19 protein-coding genes are annotated in these 17,538 nt (G+C 67.3%); 10 read left to right on the top strand and 9 right to left on the bottom strand.

The annotated features are described in order from the left end of the window. Positions 1 to 46 precede the first annotated feature (46 nt). Positions 47 to 1,213 (bottom strand): TDT family transporter, encoded by a 1,167-nt coding sequence (locus tag OHB26_RS23145; protein ID WP_330179357.1) that lies wholly within the window; start codon positions 1,211 to 1,213, stop codon positions 47 to 49. A 105-nt stretch (positions 1,214 to 1,318) separates the two neighbouring features. Next, positions 1,319 to 2,767 (bottom strand): ABC1 kinase family protein, encoded by a 1,449-nt coding sequence (locus OHB26_RS23150; RefSeq protein ID WP_330179358.1) that lies wholly within the window; start codon positions 2,765 to 2,767, stop codon positions 1,319 to 1,321. Positions 2,768 to 2,882: 115 nt separating this feature from the next. On the opposite strand from OHB26_RS23150, the gene OHB26_RS23155 reads away from it, so the two are divergent. Then, positions 2,883 to 3,659 carry a GntR family transcriptional regulator gene (locus OHB26_RS23155; protein ID WP_330179359.1) on the top strand — a complete coding sequence of 259 codons (777 nt, stop codon included), beginning with the start codon at positions 2,883 to 2,885 and terminating at the stop codon, positions 3,657 to 3,659. 51 nt (positions 3,660 to 3,710) lie between these two features. Here OHB26_RS23155 and OHB26_RS23160 read toward each other — a convergent pair whose 3' ends face one another. Continuing rightward, entirely contained in the window at positions 3,711 to 3,833 is a 123-nt protein-coding gene (locus OHB26_RS23160) for a hypothetical protein (RefSeq protein ID WP_330179360.1), read from the bottom strand. Positions 3,834 to 3,836: 3 nt separating this feature from the next. Next, on the bottom strand, positions 3,837 to 4,817 hold the full coding sequence (locus OHB26_RS23165; protein ID WP_330179361.1) for an SDR family NAD(P)-dependent oxidoreductase: 981 nt from the start codon (positions 4,815 to 4,817) through the stop codon (positions 3,837 to 3,839). A gap of 100 nt (positions 4,818 to 4,917) precedes the next feature. On the opposite strand from OHB26_RS23165, the gene OHB26_RS23170 reads away from it, so the two are divergent. Next, positions 4,918 to 5,823: an SDR family NAD(P)-dependent oxidoreductase gene (locus OHB26_RS23170; protein WP_330179362.1), complete on the top strand. Its 906-nt coding sequence runs from the start codon at positions 4,918 to 4,920 to the stop codon at positions 5,821 to 5,823. On the opposite strand, the gene OHB26_RS23175 is transcribed toward OHB26_RS23170, so the two are convergent. Both OHB26_RS23175 and OHB26_RS23180 read right to left on the bottom strand, forming a co-directional pair. Beyond that, complete coding sequence (locus OHB26_RS23175; RefSeq protein ID WP_330179363.1) at positions 5,820 to 6,416, bottom strand: SRPBCC family protein; 597 nt, start codon at positions 6,414 to 6,416, stop codon at positions 5,820 to 5,822. The two genes, OHB26_RS23170 and OHB26_RS23175, sit on opposite strands and share 4 nt — an antisense overlap. Before the next feature lie 4 nt (positions 6,417 to 6,420). Beyond that, complete coding sequence (locus OHB26_RS23180; protein WP_330179364.1) at positions 6,421 to 6,891, bottom strand: phage holin family protein; 471 nt, start codon at positions 6,889 to 6,891, stop codon at positions 6,421 to 6,423. A gap of 119 nt (positions 6,892 to 7,010) precedes the next feature. On the opposite strand from OHB26_RS23180, the gene OHB26_RS23185 reads away from it, so the two are divergent. Together OHB26_RS23185 and OHB26_RS23190 are read left to right on the top strand one after the other, a co-directional pair. Then, positions 7,011 to 7,997 (top strand): oxidoreductase, encoded by a 987-nt coding sequence (locus OHB26_RS23185; protein ID WP_330179365.1) that lies wholly within the window; start codon positions 7,011 to 7,013, stop codon positions 7,995 to 7,997. A gap of 103 nt (positions 7,998 to 8,100) precedes the next feature. Then, the gene (locus tag OHB26_RS23190; RefSeq protein WP_330179366.1) at positions 8,101 to 8,370 is read left to right on the top strand and encodes a hypothetical protein; all 270 of its coding nucleotides are present in this window, start codon (positions 8,101 to 8,103) and stop codon (positions 8,368 to 8,370) included. Between the two features lie 46 nt (positions 8,371 to 8,416). Here OHB26_RS23190 and OHB26_RS23195 read toward each other — a convergent pair whose 3' ends face one another. Next, complete coding sequence (locus OHB26_RS23195; protein ID WP_330179367.1) at positions 8,417 to 9,454, bottom strand: lysylphosphatidylglycerol synthase transmembrane domain-containing protein; 1,038 nt, start codon at positions 9,452 to 9,454, stop codon at positions 8,417 to 8,419. A 432-nt stretch (positions 9,455 to 9,886) separates the two neighbouring features. Here OHB26_RS23195 and OHB26_RS23200 point away from each other — a divergent pair, with 432 nt between their 5' ends. From OHB26_RS23200 to OHB26_RS23220, 5 genes are all read left to right on the top strand, one after another. Further along, complete coding sequence (locus OHB26_RS23200) at positions 9,887 to 10,834, top strand: acyl-ACP desaturase (protein WP_442943035.1); 948 nt, start codon at positions 9,887 to 9,889, stop codon at positions 10,832 to 10,834. Positions 10,835 to 11,059: 225 nt separating this feature from the next. Beyond that, a complete protein-coding gene (locus tag OHB26_RS23205; protein ID WP_330179369.1) occupies positions 11,060 to 11,368 on the top strand; it encodes a hypothetical protein in 309 nt (102 codons plus the stop codon). Between the two features lie 109 nt (positions 11,369 to 11,477). Beyond that, positions 11,478 to 13,160, top strand: coding sequence for an alpha/beta hydrolase (locus tag OHB26_RS23210; RefSeq protein WP_330179370.1), 1,683 nt, complete (start codon positions 11,478 to 11,480; stop codon positions 13,158 to 13,160). 162 nt (positions 13,161 to 13,322) lie between these two features. Beyond that, on the top strand, positions 13,323 to 13,955 hold the full coding sequence (locus OHB26_RS23215) for a hypothetical protein (protein WP_330179371.1): 633 nt from the start codon (positions 13,323 to 13,325) through the stop codon (positions 13,953 to 13,955). 132 nt (positions 13,956 to 14,087) lie between these two features. Continuing rightward, positions 14,088 to 14,549, top strand: a complete 462-nt coding sequence (locus tag OHB26_RS23220) for a DUF2231 domain-containing protein (RefSeq protein WP_330179372.1) — start codon at positions 14,088 to 14,090, stop codon at positions 14,547 to 14,549. A 67-nt stretch (positions 14,550 to 14,616) separates the two neighbouring features. On the opposite strand, the gene lexA is transcribed toward OHB26_RS23220, so the two are convergent. Both lexA and OHB26_RS23230 read right to left on the bottom strand, forming a co-directional pair. After that, entirely contained in the window at positions 14,617 to 15,318 is a 702-nt protein-coding gene (lexA, locus tag OHB26_RS23225) for a transcriptional repressor LexA (RefSeq protein ID WP_330185756.1), read from the bottom strand. A 222-nt stretch (positions 15,319 to 15,540) separates the two neighbouring features. Continuing rightward, the gene (locus OHB26_RS23230; protein WP_330178653.1) at positions 15,541 to 16,752 is read right to left on the bottom strand and encodes an IS110 family transposase; all 1,212 of its coding nucleotides are present in this window, start codon (positions 16,750 to 16,752) and stop codon (positions 15,541 to 15,543) included. 317 nt (positions 16,753 to 17,069) lie between these two features. Between OHB26_RS23230 and OHB26_RS23235 the strand changes: the two genes are divergently transcribed. Then, positions 17,070 to 17,477, top strand: coding sequence for a hypothetical protein (locus OHB26_RS23235; RefSeq protein ID WP_330179373.1), 408 nt, complete (start codon positions 17,070 to 17,072; stop codon positions 17,475 to 17,477). The last annotated feature ends 61 nt before the right edge of the window (positions 17,478 to 17,538 follow it).

Below are 17,538 nucleotides of genomic sequence, written 5' to 3' on the forward strand. Positions count from 1 at the left end.
GCAAACGCATTGGACCGGGGTACTACCCGCGCATCGGACCGGAGTATCAGGCGGCGGGGCGCAGCAGGTTGCCGTGCAGGGCCCCGTGCACGGTGCGGGCGGCCACGGCGATCCAGGCGGTGAGCAGCAGGGCGAAGAGGGCTACCGCTACCACCGCGAAGAGGATGGCTCCGGTGTGGGCGTAGAGGACGGTGCTGCCGGTGACGCAGGTGCCGAGGGGGAAGGTGAAGCCCCACCAGGTCATGTTGAAGGACATGGCCTTTCGGGCGTGGAGTGTCACCGCGATCGCGATACCGAGCCAGAGCATGGCGAAGCCCCAGGTGGGCACGCCGAACACGAGGGCGAAGACGTCCAGTCCGGCGGCCTCGCGGGCGGGCAGGGCGGTATCGGCGACATTGGCGAGTTGGCCTGCGGCGGTGACGGATTGGCCGAGGGGGCCCAAGCCGATCCAGACGGTGGCGACCATGCCCGCGGCGGGGAGGCCGTGATGCATCAGCCGGGACCAGATCATGGTGATGGTGATGAAGGCGGCGATCAGGCTCAGTCCGAACATGGCCAGGCAGGCGAAGAGCAGGGTCATCCGGGGCTGGCCCGCGGGGGTATGGGGGATGAGCATCGCGCCGGTGGCGGCCGAGACCATGGGGGGTACGACGGGCATGAGCCAGCCGCCGAATGCCGCGTCCGCGTCGAAGCTGTGGCGGGTGATCATGCGGAAGGGGATGCCGCAGGCCGAGATCAGACCCAGGACGGTGCCCGCGCTCCAGAGCACCCAGTCGATGGTGACCGCGGCGGACATGCCGATCACATCGCCGCCGAGCAGTAGGGTGCCGAGGCCGACGGTCATGAGCGCCATGGGGGGAGCGCCGTAGAACTGCATCATCACGGGGTTGGCACCGTGCGAGCGGGCTACCTCGGGGTGCCGCCGCCAGTGGGCGACCCAGGCGGCTGAGAGTCCGACCAGCAGCAGTGCGGCCAGTGCCCACACGATGGTGGCGAAGCCGCGCATACCGGGAAATTGCAGGGGCAGGGTGGCGGCGGCATTGGCGATGATGCCGGTGCCCATCACCACGGCGAACCAGTTGGGTGCGAGCCCGCGCAGCGCGTCGCCGGGCGCACCCGCAGGCTGGACCACACGGCGCGACGGCGCGGCCGCCCGCGACTCCACAACAGGTGACTGGGCGTCTGCGCTGGGGCGGAAGGTCAATGTGGTCATGAATCCAGCATCTGCCGTACGCAAACTCCCCGGTACCGGCCATGAATCGATGGATACATAGAGCCGTTCTATGCCGGGCCCCGGGTGACCCTATGACCTGCGATCTCAGCTGACCACGGAGAACCGCCGGGTCGGTGGATCGGCCCGCAACCGGCGGACCAGCCCGAGATCGGTGGGCTGGGACCGGTGATTGTCATAGCGCTCGAACGCCGGGGCCAACTGCGGGAACCAGCGCGCGAACTCACCGCGCACCGGCCCGTCGGTATCGAGCGCGCACAGCACGCCCATGGCGGTGAGCAGCGCCCGCGCGAACGGTGTCACATACGCGGGAATCGTCATCTGCCGATGCGCATTGCTCAGCCGCGGATCCATCACATAGCGCACCCGCCGCCGCAGCCAGTCGTTGGTGAAACGGAAGCCGTTCTGCGCCAGCGGTTCGGTGACCACCGCGATACCCTCGGCAATCGCCTCGACATCGTAGGAGCGGCCGGGTTCGACGAACCCGTGCCGCCGCAGCGCCGCATCCAGATCGGCGACGGTGCCATTGAGCGCGGTCTCCACCACCTCGATGACCAGTTCGGTGAATCCGTCCTGCGGCCAGGCCACACAGGCGCCGAAATCCACCACACCGAGCCGCCCGTCCGGCAGCACCCGGAAATTCCCCGGATGCGGATCGCAGTAGAGCAGTCCGGTGCGCGCCCAGGACGACAGCAGGAACCGCAGAATCAACATCCCGACCCGGCTACGCTCCTGTGGCGCACCGGATTCGATGATCCGTGTCACCGGTGTCCCGTGCAGCCACTCGCTGACGATCACATCCCCGCGCTGGGTGATCACCTCGGGCACAACGAAATCCGGATCATCGGCGAAGGCGGCAGCGAATACCCGCTGATGTTCGGCCTCGGCCGCGTAGTCGAGCTCCTCGGCCACGCTGGTGCAGATGGCCTCGGTCACCGCGGGCACATCGGCCCCGGGCACGAACACCGTCGCCAGTATCGACAGCCGTCGCAGCTGCTCCAGATCGCCGAGCACCGCCTGATGCGCACCCGGATACATGACCTTCACCGCGACCTGGCGGCCGTCCCGCCACACCGCGTGATGCACCTGCCCGATGGAGGCGCCCGCGGCATGGCGATCGTCGAATTCCCGGAAATGCCAGCGCCAACTCGCGCCCATCTCCGCGGCCATGGCCGCGTGCACGCTGCCGGGCAGCATGGTCGGTGTGGAGTCCTGCAGCTGGGCGAGCGCTCTCCGATACGGCTCGGCCAACTCCGGCGGCAGTGCCAGTTCGTACAGCGCGAGCAGCTGTCCGAGTTTGGCGGCGCAGCCCTTGAGCTCGCCGAGCACCTCGAAAATGTGCTGGGCCGTGCGCAATTGGATGTCCTGATTGACCTCGGCCGAGGATTTCCCGCGCGCCCGTTTGGCGACCCCGGCCGCCTGCCGCCCGGCGAATGCGATGGGCAGTGACGCGATTTTGGCATTGCGAACCGCGGTCCGAACCGGCGGCGTGCCGCCGGTACCCCTTGAACGACTGCTGGTTCGCCGCTCGGTCATGTGCTCACCTCATTGTGTGCGCGGCACGCGACGGTGCGGGTGCGCGCACGTGCAGTTTGGCATACGAGAGCATAAACTGTCTGGGACGTATCCGAAAGTTGTGGAAAGGTGACAGATGGGTGCCCGGACGGTCGTCGCCGATGTCGCCGACGAGCTCGCGCGCAGGGTCGCCACGGGGGTGTACGCGCCGGGTGATCTGATGCCGTCGGTGCGCCAGGTCGCCGAGGAGTTCGGGATGAACCGGGCCACAGCGCAATTGGTGCTCGGACGGCTCGAGTCCCATGGACTCGTCGACGCGCACCGCGGTCGCGGCTTCACCGTCCGCGATGTGCGCAGGGTCGGTGGCCTGGACGTTTACCGAAGATTGTTCCGCCTCTCGATGCCCGAGCCGGAGCTGGCCGCCGAAATGTTCCGCGATATCGTCGCCACCGAACGCGCCATCGTACTCGAGGCGCTGTTGGACTACACCGAGCTGGAATCCGGGGCCGATACCCGCGCCCTGCACGGGACCGTCGACGAGCTCGAATCTCTCGCGCGCGCCGCCGAACCCGATTACGCCCTCCTGCTCGAGATCGAAATCGGCCTGGTCCGAGACCTTCTCACCGAGCTCGGGCACAGTATGCGGCGCGCGGTGCTGAATTCGGTGGGCGAGATGCTCTTCGAGGTGCCCGAGGCGGTACGAGCGATCTTCGCGGTGTCCCCGGATATGCACGTGCTGGTCTGGCGCGCCCTGCTGGCGGTGTGGGAGTCCGGGAGCGGTCCGTCCGAGGCGCAGCTGTCGCTGTTCGAGGATCTGTTCGGCATGTACCACGAGAAGGTGGTGGCGCGCTTCGACGAACTGGTCGGCCTCGATGCGGAGAGCGCCGGAAGCGCTGCGCGAGAGGCTGTTTGACCAACCGTCTGAGACGGCATGGGACACTCGGTTCCGGTCTGCCGGGACTGCTCAGCCCGCGACCACGGCCGCGGCGGCGATCAGCGCGGCGATCACGGTGAGCGCCATGGCCACCACGATCAGCAGATTCCGGCGGGTGGGCGGCTCGGCCGGGATGGGCTCTCTCCGGTCCATGATTCATCTCCTCGGTGGGATGGGCGGCGATGGCGGATCATCGTATTCCGGTGGTTCCCAATAGGTCTGTAAACCGGGGCGTTGCGGCATCAACTCGGCCGCCTCGCGCGCGACGCCGACGAACCCGGGATGGTCGATGACGAAGCGCGCCGCCCGCTCCACCTCGGGTCCGCTGCCGGCCCGCATGAGGGCCCGGGTGAAGTTCGGGAAGGCGCGGGTGAAGTAGTGGATCAGCCGCGATTCCAATCGCAGCGGCAGCATGGCGCGATCGGCCGCCGCGGCCTCGACGATCTTGCGCCCGGCCTTGTCCGGATGCATACCGAGCAGGGTCATCCCCTTGACCACGATCTGCCGGGTGATGGCGACCTGTTCGGTACTGAGCGTGGCCAGGGTGGCGGTGGCGGCCAGGTTGGTGGCGATGAGTCCGGGGCACACCACCGTGACTCCGATGCCGTGCGGCGCCAGTTCGACTCGCAGCGCCTGGCTCAGATGTTTCACCCCGGCCGCCGTGAAGCAGTACGGGGTGCCCAGTCGCATGGCCGCGAAGGCCGCTACCGAGGAGATATTGACCAGCTGACCGCCGGCACCGCGCTCGGCCATCTGCGCGCCGAAGAGGCGGCAGCCGTGCACGACGGCGGTCAGATTCACATCGACGATTCGTTGCAGGTCTGCCGGTCGGATGTCGAAGAATGGTCCGCCGACCACGATTCCGGCATTGTTCACCACCACATCGGGCACGCCGTGCATGCTCCGAACGTACTCGGCCAGTGCCACCAGCGAGACCGGATCGGCGACGTCGAGGGCGTACGGAAATGCCCGTCCACCCGACGAATATATGAGCGCCGCAGTATCTTTCGCGGTGGCGAAGTTGATATCGGCGACGATCACGGTGGCCCCGCGGGCCGCCAGGGCCTTGGCGGTGCCGCGGCCGATGCCGCTGCCCGCACCGGTCACCACGGCGATCTCCGGGTGGAAGGGTTTCATCTGCTGGTCCGCTCCTCCGCTGATGCGTCGGAGTGTACTCTGTCTGGGACAGCAGACGCATGTGAACGCAGCGCGGCGGCCGCGGAATCAGGGGATCCTCATGTCAGGCTTCGAGCATCAGGTGGTGGTCGTCACCGGCGCCGGTGCGGGCATCGGCCGCGCCGTGGCGCAGCGCTTCGCGCGTCGGAAGGCCATGGTCGTCGCGGCCGATATCGACAAGGCGCGCGCGGTGCGGACCGTGGAGTCCATCGAGGCATTCGGCGGTGACGCAACGCCTTACGCGGTGGATGTGTCCGACGCGGCCGCCATGGAATCCTTCGCCGAGGATGTGCGGACCGAATTCGGTATACCCCGGGTGCTGGTCAACAATGCCGGATACCGCACGGCCGGACCATTTCTGGAGCACACCCTGCGGGACTGGGAGCGCCTGCTAGGGGTGGATGTCTGGGGGCTGGTGCACGGTTGCACCCACTTCGGCAGGCAGATGGTGGAGTCCGGGCGCGGCGGGCGCATTATCAATGTCACCTCGGTGGCGGCCTTCACTCCGATTCCGCTCGGCACGCCGTACTGCGCCAGTCGCGCGGCGGCCCAAATGCTCACCGAGGGACTGCGATTGGAGTTCGCGGGCACCGGCGTCGGTGTGACCGCGGTATGTCCGGCACTGGTGCACACCGGTATCTACGAGGACAGCGCCGATGAGTTCGATGCCGAGGCGGATATCGCGCGCGCATCGCGTGTCCCAGCGCTCGCCGAGCCCTTCGTGGTGCACGGTCCGGAGAGTATCGCGCGCACCATCGTGCGGGTGGCCGCGCGCAATCCCGCCGTGGTGCCCACGCCCATCGAGGCGCGGGCGCTGTATCTGGCGGCGAGGGTATCGCCCGGCAGTGCGCGCCTGGCGGCGCGAGTCATCAAGCCGGACAGGCTGACCGGACTGCGTGCCCGCCTCGCCCGCCCGGCCGTACTGTCCCGTATCGACGATTATCTGGCGCGCAAACTGGAGCGTTAGAGGCGAGCGGCGAGTCCTTTGAGCGCGTAGGAGGCGAAGGGCCGGACGAACGGGGCGGCCCAGCGCAGCGGCAGGAAGGCGCCGATGCGCGGGCGGAAGGCGATGGTCCAGGCCAGTTCGGTCCCGTTCGCGGTCTCGGTGAGTCGCAGATCCTGCACAAAGGATTTGACGACAACAGGTAGTGAGATCGTGGTGCCGTTCGTGGTGATCCGCTGATGCGGCGCCAAGGTCACCACCCGCTCCTGCACCGCGAAGAGCGTGCCGTCGAAGATGCGCAGCGCGCCTTCGCGGCGGGCCTCGTCCTGGTAGTGAATGCCATTGACCAGGGGCAGCCAGGAGAAGGTTCCGTTGAGCTGCAACGCATCCCACACCTTCGCCGGCGGTGCGGCGAACTCGCGAGTGGCGGTGACGGTGAAAGTGCCTTTGTCGGCCAGGTATTCGTCGATGCGATCCGAGGACAGCGGTTGGGTTCGGAAACCCTTCCCGGCCAGCACATCCCTGGTCCATCCGCGCATGAGTAGCGCGATGACACCCGCGCCGAGCGCACCGAGGACGACAATGACGATGACGGCGACAATGATGGCAGTGGGCATGAGGCTATTCCTTCTCGATGCGACCGTATGGTCGGAACTCGTTGCCGCCATGACGATTTCGGCGGACGAAGGCCCGGGTGGCGCTGCTCGCCTGAGCTGCGAATGTGGCGGTGGCGCGCACGCTGCGCATGCGATGGAGCTGCCGGAGTCCGAAGAGGGCGGCGAGTCCGGCGGGGATGAGCATGAGGCCGGAGGTGGTGAGCAGCGCCGCCCAGCGCGGCATCCACTGCGCCAGCAGTTCGGTGAGGAAGCGGAAGAAGTAGACGGTGCCGTATGCCGCCGCGGTGAGCGCGAAACCCAGTGCGGCCAAGGCGATTACGCCGCGCACGAGCTCGGCGAGGAAGAGTTTTCCGGCCCGGTGGAGCCGGGGCCCCGCCCAAGCGGTGAACTCCGCGAGCAGCAGCCGCACGATCTGCTGGAATTGTCCGGGTTGCGGCTCGATCGCTGTGTCGTAACCGGTTTGGTCGTCCGCCATCCGCGGCCCCCTTGAATCGATCTCCTCGTCGGCGACCGCTTGCCGCCGGAACTGTCGCATCCTAACACGATCGAGTAGATTGTCTCAGACGGTAAATTCTCCCGAGGAGGGTGAACGGAATGGCCAAAGTGCTCTCGGACCGGACCAAGGCGGCGCGGCTCCCGCTGCTCCCGCGACACTGGGGCGTGGCTGATATTCCCGACCAAACCGGTAAGACCGCGGTGGTCACCGGCGCGAACAGCGGGCTGGGTCTGCGCACCGCCGAAGCCTTGGCCGCCAAGGGTGCGCATGTGCTCATGGCCTGCCGAAACGAACTCAAGGCCGCCACCGCGCTGGAGCAGGTGAGCGCAGCCGCCACCGGCCCGAAACCCGAAGTGCTGCCGCTGGATCTGGCCGATCTGAGCTCGGTCCGGCGCGCCGCCGATCACCTCGACGCCCGCGACAATGCCATCGACATTCTGGTGAACAATGCCGGAGTCATGGCGCTGCCCAGGAATATTCGCACCGCCGAGGGCTTCGACGCGCAATTCGGCACCAACCATCTGGGTCACTACGCGCTGACCGGATTGTTGCTGCCCGCGCTATTGCGCGCCACCGCACCGCGCGTGGTGACGGTCTCCTCGGTGGCGGCCTGGGGCGGGTTCATCAACTGGTCCGATCCCAATTGGCGTGTGCTGTATGTCCGCTGGCTCGCGTACAGCCAATCCAAACTGGCCAACCTGCTGTTCACGGCGGAGCTGGATCGCCGGGCCCGCGCGCATGGGACCAACCTCACCGCGGTGGCCGCGCACCCGGGGCTCTCCGCCACCCACCTCTACGACTCCGCTGCCGAGCGGGGTCTGTCCGGGGCGCTCGCGGCGGTGCAGCAGCGCGCACTGGTGGCGATGGCGCAATCCGATCGTATGGGCGCGCTCCCGCAGTTGTACGCCGCCACCATGCCGAACCTGCCCGGCAATGCCTATCTGGGCCCCGGACTGGAGACCTTCGGCTATCCGCGCCGCACCCTGCGAAACCCGCTCGCCTTCAGCCGAACCCAGGCCCGGGCCCTGTGGCGATTGAGCGAAACCCTCACCGATATCCGTTACCCCTGGCCCGACTGGCCGTGATGCACGCGCCCCGAGATCATCCGACCGAGGGGCGCGGTCCGACTCCCCATGCGAGAATTCGGCTGCTGTTACCGCTTTTCCGATTGCGCGTGAGGAGATGCTTGTGAGCTCGAGGTTGTGGATGGGTGTACCGGTCGCGGTGCTGGCGGTCGCGCCGGTATTCGCCGCGATCGGAACCGCGCCCGCGCAGGCGGCGCCGTCCGGGCCGGGTGTGGCGTTCAACTACACCTGCACCGGTCAGACCTACGCCGGTGAGGAGCTGCCGGCGGTCAACATATCGGCGCGCGGCGGCGTCCGGGCCGCGAAGGGGCAGGCGCAGACCTCATGGCGTGGTGTGGCCAAGTTCTCGACGATCGAGTGCAAATCGGTCTGATCCGAGGTGACCCGGGCCGCGGGGAGCTCGGGCCGCGCGCCCGTCGTCAGATGGCGCGGCGGTGATTGAGATAGGCGAAAGAGCCCAGGCCCAGCGGAATCTGGAACCAGAAGGTCAGTAGCCGGAATCCGAGCGCCGCGCCGACGGCCACGCCACCGGTCAGGCCGGCGAGGGCGGTGAGCCCGGCCGCCAGGGTGATCTCCTTGGAGGCCACCCCGCTGGGGGAGGGCATGAGCGGGGCCAGCGCGACCGTCACCAGTTGGACCACGAAGGTGTCCGCCAGACTCAAACCGGCGCCCACCGCATGCAATACCGCCCAGAGCGCGACCACCATCAGTAGCGGTTGCGCCAGTGCGCAGACCCACAGCAGTGCGGCGCGGCCGGGCCGAAGTGCGGTGGCGGCGACCGATTTCCAGGCGAACTCGGCATCGGTACGCCCCGCGCGGGCGTGATGCGCCAGGCCGTGCCAGCCGCCGCGCCCGGCGATCCAGCGGCGCAGCCCGATGGTGGCGGCCGCGATGAGCGCACCGCCGATCAGTACCACAATGGCCAAGATTCCCGCGGCGTGCCAGCTGTTCGCGGTGGTCTGCTGCCACCAGGCGGACAGGCGTGGACCCGGATCGTGCCAGGGCGGTTGCCCATTGGTGCGATCGATCAGGCTCGGTGTCGCCAGGATGGCGATGATCACCAGCGGGATGCGCACCACCAGTGCGGCGAAACCGAAGAGGGTCATGGAGGCGACCGCGGCGCTGTGGCTCAGGCCCTCGCGGCGCAGGAAGCGCAGCCGGATGAGCAGTGAGGCGGCCGGGATCAAACCGATGGCGGGCACCGCGAGCTGCAGTGCGAAGAGCCGGGCCGAGGAGGGTTGGGCGGGAATCGATCCGCGCAGCATCCAGACCGAGGTGGGCCAGAGTCCCAGCGTGGCGATGAGCGCGACGGCCAGCCAGCCCGGATCGGCGGCGAGCAGTGCGCGCATTCCCGCGGCTACCGTCTCGTGTTGCCAGAGTGCCGCGGCGATGACCACCACGGTGCAGATAACGGTCGGGAGCGCCTTTCTCGCGGTTGCGGGAATGGCCGGGGCCATCGGCTCTCCTTGTGTTGCGGTATTGCGGATGTCGTCATCGACCTGTGAATCGCGGGCCGGGCCACCGACATTAACGTGCTCGGGGAGGGGGCGACCCACATTCCGGCACAACAGTGGGCACTGCCGGACAACGGTACTCGATGCGGATCGCCCCCGATAGCCCGCGAGTATTCGGTGGGGTACGCACCGGATGTCCGTGGGCCGCAACCAGGGTAGTGCTGTCTGGGACAATTGGCAATCAAGGCTCGGGCGCGTGCGGATCTGGCTCGCACCGCGACCGCGCCTGCGGGATCGGGTCTTTCGACGGCGTAAGGCTGCGTAACGGTCGTCTTGTTGCGGGCCGCGGTAGCCGGCGCGCAATCCGGGTAGGCTCGCGGACAAGGGATTCGGCCGTCAACGGAGAATGACAGGACCACCACCGTGGGCAAATCCATGACACCGCTGGAACTATTGCGTGAGCTCGAGCCGGTTGCGGAGGACAATCTGAACCGGCATCTATCCCTGGCCAAGCCGTGGCATCCGCACGACTACGTGCCCTGGGAGCGGGGTCGCAATTTCGCCGCCATGGGCGGAACCGATTGGGAGCCCGAACAATCCAAGCTGGGTCCGGTCGCACGCGCCGCCATGGTGACCAATCTGCTCACCGAGGACAATCTGCCCTCCTATCACCGGCTCATCTCGGATGCGTTCTCCCGCGACCGCGCCTGGGGCGCCTGGGTGGATCGCTGGACCGCCGAGGAGAACCGGCACGGTATCGCCATTCGCGACTATCTGGTGGTCACCCGCGGCGTCGACCCGGTGGCCCTGGAGAACGCCCGCATGATCTGCGTCTCCCAGGGCGTGGACGATCCCACCGGCACCGGCGATCACAGTGTGCTGCCCGGCGTCGCCTACGTGACCTTCCAAGAGTTGGCCACCCGTGTCTCACACCGCAATACCGGCAAGGTCTGCCAGGACCCCGTCGCCGATCGCATGCTCGCGCGCATCGCCACCGACGAGAACCTGCACATGGTCTTCTACCGCAATATCTGCGCCGCCGCCCTGGACCTGGTCCCCGACGACACCCTCCAGGCCATCACCGACGTCATCCTCGAGTTCCGCATGCCCGGCGCGGGCATGCCCGACTTCCGCCGCAACAGCGTCCTGATCGCCAAACACGGCATCTACGACCTCCGCCAGCACCTGGACGATGTCCTGCTACCCGTCCTGCGCAAATGGAACATCTTCGACCGCACCGACTTCACCCCGCGCGGCGAACGAATCCGCGAAACCCTGGCAGCGCACCTCGACCAGCTGGCCAAGGACGTCATCCGCTTCGAAGAACAACGCGATCGCGCCCTCGCCCGCGAGGCGGCTCGCCGAGACCGCGAATCGGTCTGAGCCCACCCGTCTTCCATCTCCGCCTCGACCATTCGGGCTGCGCCCCTCGTCATCCCGGCAGGGTTTCGGCCGGGATCCACACGGTAATCGCGAGTCGTTCCGCGTCCGAGTTCGTCGTGCCGTCCCGCGCCTGTGGATGGCGGATCGTTTATCCACATTCCGGATTCGCGCCCACCCCGCTGTCTCCGCGCGATCTATCGTCGAGTTTCGACAGAGGGGGAGCCCATGGGGGAGATATTGCGCGCCGATCTGGACGCTTTACGCGTCATGGCGGCGGCCGTGCGGGGCGAGGCGGAGACGATCGCCGGGATCGACCCGGTGGATCCGATCGCGAAAGTCGGCCGGTCCATGCCCAATTCGGTGATCGGCTCGGCTGCCGCCGGAGTGGGTGGACCGATTGTGGCGGCGCTGCGGGACCTCGCCGATCGGCTGACCGCGCTATCGGGTGCGGTCGAGCACGGGGTGAAGTCATACGAAGAGGTGGACGCGGCGCTGGGTAACCAACTCGACAGCTATACGCACCGGCTGCCGTAGCCAGGCGGGTAGCGCTCTGCCGGATCGAACAGCCATCGCCGGGTAACGGGTGCCGATCGCGGTTCGTCGGCGGGTGCGCAGGTTGTTCTAGGTACCGAGAGGAGCAGGGGTGGGTCGGGCCACCATGTCGCAGGTGCGCGGCTGGTATCCGGAGAGCGCCGGTGTCGCCGGTGACGCCCTCGTGCAAGCGAACCGCTGCTTCACCGATGCCATGTACGCGGTGGCGCGGCGGATGGATGCGGTGGTGCTCGGATGGCAGGGCGCCGCGGCCACGGCGGGGGAGTTGCGGGCGCTCGCGGCGCAGTGGAGCGCGAACCATATCGGTGCGGCGATCGTCGATATCGCCGACGCCCTCGCCGATGGCGCGGCCCTGGCCCGTCTCTGCGCGATCGTCCGCGAGATCGAGAGCGATGCGACCGCCAACGGCTGTGTGATCGCCGAGGACGGCACCGTGACCGCCCCGAAGGCCGATACCGGAAGTGGCGTACTGGATCTCGTTCTGCAAGCGTGTTTCGAAGCGAAGGCCTCGACCCTGCAGGCCCGACTCATTCCACTCCTGGACTGCGCGGGTGCGACCGACCAGCGGGTCGGCGCGCGTCTGACCGCCGCGGTCGAGGCATTGACCGCCCTGCGCGCGGATCCGCGGGGTGGGCAGCGCGATGCACGGGTGACCGCGATTCTCGACGGCAATGCCTTCCTGCCCGAGGACCCGAAAGCCCTTGCCATGCTGTGGGATTCGCTCACACCCGCCGATCAGGACGCCCTGTTCGCCTACGACCCCGCGATCGGCGATCGTGACGGTCTGCCCGTGGTGGCGCGGGACTTCTACAACCGCGCCGATCTGGAGCGATTGCGCGCCGCCGCCACCACCGACCTGGACGCCCTCGATGCCCAGCACCCGGACTGGGCACGGGAGAAGGGCTTCCCGGATACCCCGCACGGTTGGCGCGTACTCGACGACTGGGACGATGAGCGCACGCGCGACCGCACCCGCCTCGCCGACTACGCGGCCCTGACCGCGGCCATCGCGCCGTCCGAATCCGGTCTTCCGCCAAGGTTTCTGCTCACGGTCGACGATCGAGGTCATGGCGCGGTCGGGCTGAACAATCCGGATACGGCCGCCAATATCGCCACCTTCGTCCCCGGCACCGGCTCACCGCTGGCGGGTATCGGCGCGGGGGTCGGCCGGGCCCGCGCCCTGCTGGATGCCGCCGTCAAAGCCGATCGCACCGCCCGCACCTCGGTCATCGCCTGGTACGGCTACGACACCCCGCCCGCGCTCGGCAGTGCCCTGCGCAACCGCTACGCCGATGACGGCGCACCCGCCCTGGACAATTTCGAGGCCGGACTGCGCGCCACCCACGATGCCCTGCCCGCCGATATCACCGTTATCGGACACAGCTACGGCAGCACACTGATCGGCGTGGCGGCCAGTCACGGCAATTCCCTCGCCGCCGACAATGTGATCTTTGTCGGTTCACCGGGCGTGGAGGTCGACCGCGTCACCGAATTGCGTTTGGCCGGAATCGATCCCGTCCACAATCGGGAGCACGTCTTCGCCACCGCCGATCCGGCCGATCCCATCCCGAAATTCGGACATTTCATTCATGGCACCGATCCGACCGATCCCGATTTCGGCGCAACGGTTTTCGGCTCCGCGGGCGCGACGCTGAATCTGCCGCTACTGCGTGAACTTCCGATCGATCCGTGGGCGCATGGCAACTATTGGGATACCGCGAATCCGGCACTGCGCACTCAGGGCGAGATCATCGCCGGACGCTATCAGCCCTGATCGCCACCGACCGCGATACCGGCCGCCAGCGGTGCACAGGGCAGTTGCGGAGTCATTGCGGGAGTGCAAGTAAAGCATGAAATGGCCAGGTGACCGACTTGGTTTGAAACGGTTGGGTTCATGCTAGGGTTCCCGGCAGTACAGGCGGGAAATCGGAGACAAATGCGCACCGAGAACATCAACAGGAAGTTCAAACTGCATGACGAGCGCAGGATTGCCGCGCAACTTCCGGAGCAGTTGCAGGGTCTTGATGTCGTCGGTTTTGTCAGAGTCGATGAGTTTCCGGCAGAGTTGCTGAACTCCTTCGGAGAGTTCGCCAACGCTGCCGTAGAGCCCTATACCCGTATCTATCGCAATGCCCAGCCCAATCGGATAGACGCCTGGTTGCTGGAGTTGCTGCGACACGGCCGCATTGGCGACCGATTCTTTCTGCGCACCGGTCTGGAGTACTTCCCGTGGGCGGATTGCCGGGTCCTGGACCACCGCTGGCTGGAGTCGCTGCGCCGGGTGATCGGCCCGAATCAGGGCTTCATCTCCCAGGACAAGACCTCGGCCGCCATGACCATCGGCGCGCAATACGAAATGCTCGGCTACCTGCGCCCGGTCCCGCCGCCCGGCACATTCGAGACACCGAGCGTGAATGAGCAGACCGTCCTGCTCGCACCCGTCATCGAACCCCCGGCCGACAACGAGACCACACAATTGATCTCCCGCGTCGAGGCTCCGACCCAGCGCATCACCCGCGAGCCCGCCCCCACCGGCGAAAACACTCCGGAAACCGGAGAACAGCTCTAATACGACGCGCCGGAAATCGGCGCATGACCCGCGCTCCCGGAAGGGCGTGCCGAGCTGCGGCCGAACCGCACACGGTCCCACTACGTTGTTCTGGTACCAACAGCGAATCGCCGAAGCGAGGGTGCCGAATTCATGTGGTCAGTCAGCGGATTGCCCGTCCATGTCCTGCTCGTCCACGGCATTGTCGTGCTGGTGCCGATGACGGCGGCGCTGGTGATCGTATGCGCGCTCTGGCCCGCGGCCCGGCGCCGATTCATCTGGCCGACGGCCGCTCTCGCGGTACTGGTGACGGTCTTGACGCCGGTGACCGCCGAGGCGGGGGAGTGGCTGCAACAGCGGCTCGGCTCAACACCCGCGATCGAAAAGCATGTGCGGCTGGGCGGTCAGATGCTGTATTTCGTTGTCCCCCTGTTGATTGCGGCCGCACTGCTGGCGTTGGTCCACACTCGGGAGGGACGGGGCAAACCGATCGGGCGAGCGGTGCTCGTCGCGGTCGCGGTACTCGCGGTGGCGGCCGGCGCCGCGGCCACGGTGCAGACCTATCGTGTCGGCGACTCCGGCGCGCATGCGGTCTGGAACGGCGTGGTGAGCTGAGCCGGAGAATGTCGTGACCCGGCGCCCGGTCTGCGGGCGGGCGCCGGGTCACGGCAATCCGGCACGGTCAGACCTTACGGATAACCGTGACGACCTTGCCGAGGATCTGGGCGTCATTGCCCGGAATCGGCTCGAACAGTGGGTTGTGCGGCATCAGCAACACCTGGGAACCGGTGCGCTTGAATGTCTTGACGGTGGCCTCGCCATCGATCATGGCGGCGACGATATCGCCGTTGTCGGCCACATTCTGCTGGCGGACGACCACCCAGTCGCCGTCGCAGATGGCGGCCTCGATCATGGACTGCCCGACGACCTTCAGCAGGAACAGCGAACCCTCGCCGACCAGTTCGCGCGGCAGCGGGAAGACATCCTCCACCGCCTGCTCGGCCAGGATCGGACCACCGGCGGCGATTCGACCCAGGACCGGTACATAGGTGGGGATCGGGTGCTCGCTGGTGCTGTCCGGCTCGGTGCTCACCGAACGTAGCTGTGCGACACCGGAACCCGCGCGCATCGCCGTCTCGTCCAAACCGCGCACATCGACCGCGCGGGGGCGGTTCGGATCGCGGCGCAGATAGCCCTTGCGTTCCAGGGCGCGTAGCTGATGTGCCACCGAGGAGGTGGAGGTGAGGCCGACGGCATCACCGATCTCCCGAATACTCGGGGGATAACCGCGGTCGCTCACCGAGCTCCGGATGACCTCCAGCACCTTGCGCTGGCGGACGGTGAGATCCGTCCCCGTGCCGGATGTTTCGGTACCGTCTCCGATCTGGTCGGCTGGACCGTTGTCACCCTCCACAGCGCCGTGTTCGCTCACCGCCGCAGTCCTCCGTTCACCGCTGTGTCTCACCGGAATTGGCCTCCGTGGCGACTCGCGCCGCCCTCCGGAGATCTCGTGCCTCGACTGTAGACCGAGAGTCCCGACTGATCAAACATCTGTTCGACGCATGTCGTGGAAATGCGTGACCTTGATGCTCCTATTTGTGTCAAGTCATGCTGCGGCGAGCCATGCTCGGTAGCGTTGGGCGAGTTCGTAATCGGGGTAGGTGCCCAGTTCGGTGCGGCAAATCTTGGTGACGTAGGTGCCCATAGCGGCTGCGGCGATGCTGAGGGGAATGTTCTTGGCTTGCCGTGCTGGGCGCAGGTCTTCGAGTCCGGGAGCGGCCAGGCCGCGGGTGAGGGATTTGAAGACCTCGCGAGCGATCGCGCGTTTGAGGATGCGCAGGATCTCGGCGGGGTTGCGGCCTTTATCACGTTGTGCGCGAACGAATTCGCGGGTGCGGGCGTCGGAGGACATACGGACCAGTGCGATGGTGTGCAGGGCGCAGTTCGCGTGTCTGTCACCGCCTCGGGAGAGCCGGTAGCGGGTGGTCTTGCCCGAGGATGCAGGAACCGGGGCGGTGCCGCATAAGGCGGCGAAGGATGCTTCGCTGCGAAGTCGTTCGGGGTTGGCTCCGGCGGTGATGAGCAGTTGGGCGGCGGTGTTGGGGCCGACCCCGTGCAGAGACATCAGGTGGGGGTTGGCGGCGGTGGCCAGCTCGCGGACCTGTTTCTGGAGATCGTCGGCCTGGGTGGTGAGGAAGCGGTGTCGTTGGGCCAGGGTCTTGAGCGCGGTCAGCACCGCCCGCACGACCGGATCAGCTCTGTCTGGTCGGCAGGCTGCGAGCGCGGTGACCAGTGCTTTGTCCTTCAGGTGCCGGTACTTCTCCCGGATCGCGGCTGGGGCGGTGATGAGCATGTGGTGGATCTGGTTCATCGCGGCGGTGCTGGCTTTGACCGCTGAGCGGCGGGCGTTGTTCAACGCGCGCAGCGCCTCGATCTGCTCGGTCTTGGGTGCGGCGTTCGCGCGCCCGGACAAGACCGCGCGGGCGGCCTGGTAGGCGTCGATGGGGTCGGATTTTCCGTGCATCCGCCGCACGGATCGTTCGGGCCGGATGACCTCGCGGACCTCGATTCCCGCCGCGAGGACCGCGCGGGTGAACCCTGCCCCGTAGGAGCTGGTGCCCTCGATGCCGACGACATCCACAGTTCCGTGGGAGGCCAAGAACTCCAGGGCGTCCCGGTATCCGGTTGCGGTGGTGGGGAATTCGTGATCGCCCAGTTCCCGCCCCACCGCGTCCAGGGCCGCGACGTGGATGGTGTCGGCGTGGGTATCGGCTCCCGCCACGAGCGAGATATTGGTGACCGGCCGCGACGCTGCCATGCTTGATACTGCCTTCCCGTAACGACTTCGGTGGGTCGACGCCGGTCGGGCGAGCAGACAGGACATTGATGAGGCTTCGCCAGGCTCTTATTAAGTCATGTCCGCCCGGCCGGCGAGCGGGAGCCTTGACTACCGATCAGACCAAGTGATGGTCAGCCCAGCAGGGCGACAGTCGGTGGGAGAGATACAGCGGTCAAGGCCCTGAAACATCATCAGTGTCGGTGGTTCGTGGTAGAAATTCGAACATCAGTTCTTCGAACACATGAGCGAGTCAACCGTCCAGAGTCACCCGGTACATCAGCCAGGAGGTTTCTTCGATGCGCACTGTGATCAGCGAATTCGACACCATCGGAAGCGATTTCGGCTTCGACAGCCTCCCCTGGGAGCTGCGGGCCGAACCTGCCCCGGTCGATGTTGCCGAGGCGACATGGCAGCCCGTGATGGATCGTCGCCCGTGCCGTGCGCGCGTGCGACCGGTGAGCCGTGACCGTGCGCGCGTCGGCCGCCCGCATGTCGTGACACGCCGGGCCGTGGGGCGTCCGCTGGGCGCGCATCCGCTGAATCGCGTGCAGCGCGCGCAGATCGGCTTCGCGGCACTCGCGATCACCGCGCTCATGACCGCGCTCGCGGTCGCCGGGCTGGTCGCCCTCGCGCAATTGCGCTCCGGTGAGTTCGGTGCGCAGACGACCTCGGTCGTCGATGTGGTGCCCGCGCCCGCGCATTAGTCCGGTGCGCCCGGCGCTATCGGGCGGGCCCGCACCACAGGGGATGGCGGTGCGGTCGCCG

The sequence above is a fragment of the Nocardia sp. NBC_01503 genome (assembly GCF_036327755.1).
In the GTDB taxonomy this organism is placed as follows: domain Bacteria; phylum Actinomycetota; class Actinomycetes; order Mycobacteriales; family Mycobacteriaceae; genus Nocardia.

Excerpts from the sequence above, each read along its gene's own strand:
- OHB26_RS23220 (WP_330179372.1), top strand. The coding sequence starts at position 14,088 with ATGTGGTCAGTCAGCGGATTGCCCGTCCATGTCCTGCTCGTCCACGGC.
- OHB26_RS23185 (WP_330179365.1), top strand. The coding sequence starts at position 7,011 with ATGGCCAAAGTGCTCTCGGACCGGACCAAGGCGGCGCGGCTCCCGCTG.
- OHB26_RS23215 (WP_330179371.1), top strand. The coding sequence starts at position 13,323 with ATGCGCACCGAGAACATCAACAGGAAGTTCAAACTGCATGACGAGCGC.
- OHB26_RS23195 (WP_330179367.1), bottom strand. The coding sequence starts at position 9,454 with ATGGCCCCGGCCATTCCCGCAACCGCGAGAAAGGCGCTCCCGACCGTT.
- OHB26_RS23155 (WP_330179359.1), top strand. The coding sequence starts at position 2,883 with ATGGGTGCCCGGACGGTCGTCGCCGATGTCGCCGACGAGCTCGCGCGC.
- OHB26_RS23180 (WP_330179364.1), bottom strand. The coding sequence starts at position 6,891 with ATGGCGGACGACCAAACCGGTTACGACACAGCGATCGAGCCGCAACCC.
- OHB26_RS23170 (WP_330179362.1), top strand. The coding sequence starts at position 4,918 with ATGTCAGGCTTCGAGCATCAGGTGGTGGTCGTCACCGGCGCCGGTGCG.
- OHB26_RS23200 (WP_442943035.1), top strand. The coding sequence starts at position 9,887 with ATGACACCGCTGGAACTATTGCGTGAGCTCGAGCCGGTTGCGGAGGAC.
- OHB26_RS23205 (WP_330179369.1), top strand. The coding sequence starts at position 11,060 with ATGGGGGAGATATTGCGCGCCGATCTGGACGCTTTACGCGTCATGGCG.
- OHB26_RS23165 (WP_330179361.1), bottom strand. The coding sequence starts at position 4,817 with ATGAAACCCTTCCACCCGGAGATCGCCGTGGTGACCGGTGCGGGCAGC.
- OHB26_RS23230 (WP_330178653.1), bottom strand. The coding sequence starts at position 16,752 with ATGGCAGCGTCGCGGCCGGTCACCAATATCTCGCTCGTGGCGGGAGCC.
- OHB26_RS23175 (WP_330179363.1), bottom strand. The coding sequence starts at position 6,416 with ATGCCCACTGCCATCATTGTCGCCGTCATCGTCATTGTCGTCCTCGGT.
- OHB26_RS23145 (WP_330179357.1), bottom strand. The coding sequence starts at position 1,213 with ATGACCACATTGACCTTCCGCCCCAGCGCAGACGCCCAGTCACCTGTT.
- OHB26_RS23150 (WP_330179358.1), bottom strand. The coding sequence starts at position 2,767 with ATGACCGAGCGGCGAACCAGCAGTCGTTCAAGGGGTACCGGCGGCACG.
- OHB26_RS23235 (WP_330179373.1), top strand. The coding sequence starts at position 17,070 with ATGCGCACTGTGATCAGCGAATTCGACACCATCGGAAGCGATTTCGGC.
- OHB26_RS23160 (WP_330179360.1), bottom strand. The coding sequence starts at position 3,833 with ATGGACCGGAGAGAGCCCATCCCGGCCGAGCCGCCCACCCGCCGGAAT.